The following is a 4703-nucleotide window of genomic DNA, read 5'->3' as shown; positions in this document are numbered from 1 at the left end:
GGCCATAGGAATACAGTTTGGAGGAATCACCAGTTATTTCGGAGAAAGTCATGAAAAACCAACAATTGGAGATAAATTAAAAGAGTTTGATATAGAGGATATAAGAAAAAATATAAAAATGATGTACGGAGCTTCTATTTTAGGGATGATATTCTTTATGGGAATAATCTTTGGAGCTTACAGAATTTTCACATTATAGGAGTGGTAGGATGGAACTGCACGGAGGAAACATCTATAAACTTGCAAGGGAAAAGGGAATCGAAAAAATACTGGATTACAGTGCCAACATCAACCCTTTTGGGCTTCCTGAGAGTCTGAAAAAATCAGTTGCAGAAAATTTTCATGTTTTTGAAAAATATCCTGATCCTGAGTATGTGGAGCTGAGGGAGGTACTGGCCAGACATAATGGCATGGAGTGCGACAACATAATAGTGGGGAACGGAGCTACTGAGATTATTTTTCTGTATATGAAAATGCTGAATCCCAAAAAAGCTCTGGTTGTCAATCCTACATTTGTGGAATATGAAAGGGCTCTCATGCAGACAGCATGCCAGGTGGATCATTTTCAGCTGAAAGAGGAAGAGGGCTTTATACTGGATAAAAACAGGCTCAGAGAAGAGCTGAAAAAAGGTTATGATCTCTTAGTAATATGTAATCCCAACAATCCAACGGGACGTTTTATTCCCAGGGATGAGATGGAAGAAGTTGCAATTATTGCAAGGGAGAGTGGAACAAGCCTAATGGTGGATGAAGCTTTCATAGAGTTTGTAGAGGGAAATTACAGTGAAAGTATAGCCCACCTCAAAGACCCGAATATTTTTGTAGTAAGAGCACTTACAAAATTTTTTGCCATACCTGGAATCAGGCTCGGGTTTGCAATATGCCATAATAGTGATATAATGAGGAAAATACAGGGCAAAAGAGAGCCCTGGACTGTAAATGCCCTGGCAGAACTTACTGCCAAAGTGGTGCTAGATGACAGGGAGTATATAGAAAAATCAGAAAATTGGATAAAAACAGAGAAAAAATGGATGTATGAAGAACTCACCAAGGGAAGTAACATAAAGACATACAAAACCGAGACAAACTTTATACTTGTGAGACTTACAGGGAAATCTGATTCAAAAATCCTGAGGGAAAAACTGATAGAAGATGGGATATTGATAAGAGATTGTTCAAATTTTCCATATCTTGACGAAAAGTATATAAGACTTGCGATCAAGGATCATAAAAACAACCAATATGTTGTGGAAAGGGTAGTGGCTAGAACTAATGAGAATGGATAACTTTTATGTAGTAGGAATAGATCATAAAAAAGTGGATATGGGCGGAAGAGAGAGTTTCATAAAGAGAAACCCAACTGAAATTTTTGATGAACTCCTTAAAAACAAAAAAATAAAAGGTTATGTGAACCTTTCCACATGTCTTAGAATCGAGTACTATCTTCATGTAGAGGAAGGGTTTTCAGAAGATGAGATAGAAGGACTTTTTCCGAGCCAGGAAGAGCTTTTTGTAAAGCGGGGAGAGAATGCACTTCATTATCTTTTCAGGGTCATCTGCGGATTTGAGTCGGTAATAAAAGGTGAGGATCAGATACTGGCCCAGGTAAAAAAATCCCATTGTGAAGCTGTGGAGGAGGAGACTACTTCAAAGATTTTAAATGTGATTTTCAATAAGGCTATAGAGGTAGGGAAAAAATTCAGAAATGAAAGTCAAATAGCACACAATGCACTTTCCCTAGAGGCTATATCACTGAAATTTATCAAAAACAGTGTAGAGAACCTGGAAAATAAAAAGGTCCTTATACTAGGTGTAGGGGATCTGTCTCAGGGAATACTGTATCTGCTGAAAAAAAGCAATGTAAAGAATATAGTGGTAACAAACAGAAGTCATCATAAGGCTCTTGTCCTAAAGGACAGCTATGATGTAGATGTGATAACCTTTGATCAGAAAGTGGAAAGTGCCATAGACAGTGATGTGGTAATAAGTGCTACATCGGCTCCCCACTTTGTACTTAAGAGTGAAGAACTCATGGAAAGACTTAATGACGGCAGAAAAAGGTTCTTTTTGGACCTGGCAGTGCCTAGAGATATTGACGAGAAACTAGGGGAACTTGCTAATATAGACCTCTATAATCTAGATCATATATGGGAAACCTACGAAAAAAATGTTACTAAGAGAGAAAACAGACTAAAAGAATATTCCCACCTTATCACAGAACAGATAGAAAATGTGAAAAAGTGGTTTGAATATAGGGGAAGGATAGCATAATTATGAAAAAAAACAGAGTAGTTATAGGAACCAGAGGAAGTCTTCTTGCAGTGGCTCAGACAAAAGACGTAAGAGCGATGCTGCAGGAAAAATATCCGGAAATAGAATTTGAACTTAAAGAGATAGTGACAACAGGGGACACTGACCTCAGAACAAACTGGAATAACAGTGACACTTCTCTTAAAAGTCTTTTTACAAAAGAGATAGAGAAGGAACTTCTTGATGGGACCATCCAACTGGCAGTTCATTCAATGAAGGATATGCCGGCAGACAGTCCGGAAGGATTGATATGCGGAGCCATACCTGCCAGAGAGGATTACAGAGACGTAATGGTATCTAAGACAGGAACAAAGCTTTCTGAACTTCCTGAAGGAGCCGTAGTGGGTACGAGCTCTCTCAGAAGAACCATGGCAATAAAAGAGATGAGACCTGACCTGGTTATAGAGCCTATAAGAGGGAATATACATACCAGGCTCAGAAAACTCAGAGAAGAAAATTTTGATGCAATCGTACTGGCAGCTGCAGGTCTAAAGAGAGTAGGGCTTGAAAGTGAGATAACCCAGTATCTGGAAACTCACGAAATGATGCCTGCTCCTGCACAAGGGGCTCTATGCATACAGTGTAAAGAAGACGATACTTTTACAAGAGAAATACTTTCTTCTATAACTGACAGGGAAGTGGAAGAAGTAGTAGAGATAGAAAGAGAGTTCTCCAGGATATTTGACGGAGGATGCCACACTCCTATGGGATGCAGTGGGGAAATAACAGGAGATGAGATCTGTCTTAAAGGTATGTACTGCCATGAAGGCGTTATATATAAAGGTCAGCTCACAGGAAAAAGAGAAGAAGGAAAAGCACTTGCTCAAAAACTTGCAGGGATTATTAGGGGGCAGATTGATGGACAGAGGTAAGGTTTATATTGTAGGAGCAGGGCCTGGAGACATGGAACTCCTCACACTAAAGGCTAAAAGATGTGTAGAAGAAGCTGACTGTATAGTATACGACAGACTGATAAATAAAAGAATCCTGAAATTTGCAAAGCCTGATGCCGAGCTTATCTACCTGGGGAAACTCAATACAGAGGGTGGTGTCATCCAGGATGAGATCAACCAGACTCTTGTAAGAGAAGCCTTAAAAGGAAAAGTGGTAACGAGATTAAAAGGCGGAGACCCATTTGTATTTGGAAGAGGGGGAGAGGAGATACAGGAGATACTGAAAGAGGGAATACCTTTTGAAGTGGTTCCCGGGATAACTTCTTCTATATCTGTTCCTGCCTATTCTGGTATACCGGTAACTCACAGAGGGATCTCCAGATCATTTCATGTGTTTACAGGTCATACTATGGAAGACGGCGGTTGGCATAATTTTGACGCCATAGCAAAACTCCAGGGAACTCTTGTGTTTTTAATGGGTGTAAAGAATCTTTCACTTATTTCCGGAGATCTAATGAAATACGGAAAGGACCCTGAGACTCCTGTGGGGATAATCGAAAAGGGAAGTACTTCTAAACAGAGAGTCATAAGAGGAAAACTTTCAGATATAGTGGAGATTGCTGCAAAAGAAGATGTAAAACCTCCTGCAATAATAATCATAGGTGGAGTTGTAGATCTTCGTGAAGAGTTTAACTGGTTTGAGAAAAAAGAACTTTTCGGGAAAAAAATACTGGTAACAAGAGATGAAAAACAGGCTGAGGCAATGAGCAGTATCATAGAGAAAAAAGGTGGAGAGGCAGTGGAACTTCCTCTTATTCAGATAGAAGATCAGATGAAGGATTTTGACTATAGTGAGATAAAAAAATACAAATGTCTTCTGTTTAACTCTCAGAACGGGGTGAGAAGCTTCTTTAAATATATTCCTGATATGAGATTAATAGGTGACATAAAGATAGGTGTGGTAGGTGTAAAGACTAAGGAAGAGCTTTCTAAGGTTAAGATTGTTCCTGACTTTATGCCTGGGGAATACACCGGGGAACTCCTTGCAAAGGAAGCTTCTGAACATACAGAAAAAGGAGACAATATATTATTTGTAACTTCTGATATATCTCCTAGCAACTCCCAGGAGTGGAGTGTAAAATATGACAGAAACTTTGAAAAAATAGCTGCTTACAAAACAATAAAAGTAAAAAAAGATAAAAATGAAGTATTAGAAGCCCTAAAAGGTGTGGACATTGTTACATTTTTGAGTTCTTCAACTGCAGAAGCTTTTGTAGAGAGCTTGGAGGGAGACTTGAGCAAGGCGGAAGGTGTGAAATTCGCATCAATAGGGCCGGTGACAAGTGATACCATGAAGAAACTTGGATTATCTGTGGATATAGAGGCGAAGTCATTCACAGCTGAAGGGATTCTCAAAGCGATTGAGGAGGCTATGTAATGTTTAAAAGACACAGAAGGCTAAGAAGCAGCCAGTCTATGAGGGATATGGTAAAGGATATC

General features: G+C 39.3%; 4 protein-coding genes and 1 pseudogene. All 5 read left to right on the top strand.

The window, feature by feature from the left end; translation table 11 throughout:
- Nucleotides 1-199 (top strand): annotated as a pseudogene (locus tag ABZA26_RS08025) (adenosylcobinamide-phosphate synthase); the annotation flags it as partial.
- Nucleotides 200-209: 10 nt separating this feature from the next.
- Entirely contained in the window at nucleotides 210-1286 is a 1077-nt protein-coding gene (gene cobD / locus ABZA26_RS08020) for a threonine-phosphate decarboxylase CobD (RefSeq protein ID WP_372714001.1), read from the top strand.
- Entirely contained in the window at nucleotides 1279-2271 is a 993-nt protein-coding gene (hemA, locus tag ABZA26_RS08015; RefSeq protein ID WP_372713999.1) for a glutamyl-tRNA reductase, read from the top strand. Before cobD ends, hemA begins: the two co-directional genes overlap by 8 nt.
- A gap of 2 nt (nucleotides 2272-2273) precedes the next feature.
- A complete protein-coding gene (gene hemC, locus ABZA26_RS08010; RefSeq protein ID WP_372713998.1) occupies nucleotides 2274-3182 on the top strand; it encodes a hydroxymethylbilane synthase in 909 nt (302 codons plus the stop codon).
- A complete protein-coding gene (gene cobA / locus ABZA26_RS08005; RefSeq protein ID WP_372713997.1) occupies nucleotides 3169-4641 on the top strand; it encodes a uroporphyrinogen-III C-methyltransferase in 1473 nt (490 codons plus the stop codon). The genes hemC and cobA overlap by 14 nt, the downstream gene beginning before the upstream one ends.
- The last annotated feature ends 62 nt before the right edge of the window (nucleotides 4642-4703 follow it).

The organism is Ilyobacter sp., assembly GCF_041583315.1.
In the GTDB taxonomy this organism is placed as follows: Bacteria; Fusobacteriota; Fusobacteriia; order Fusobacteriales; family Fusobacteriaceae; genus Ilyobacter.
The sequence above is the reverse complement of the archived record's forward strand: the minus strand, read 5'-3'. Positions and strand labels throughout refer to the sequence as shown.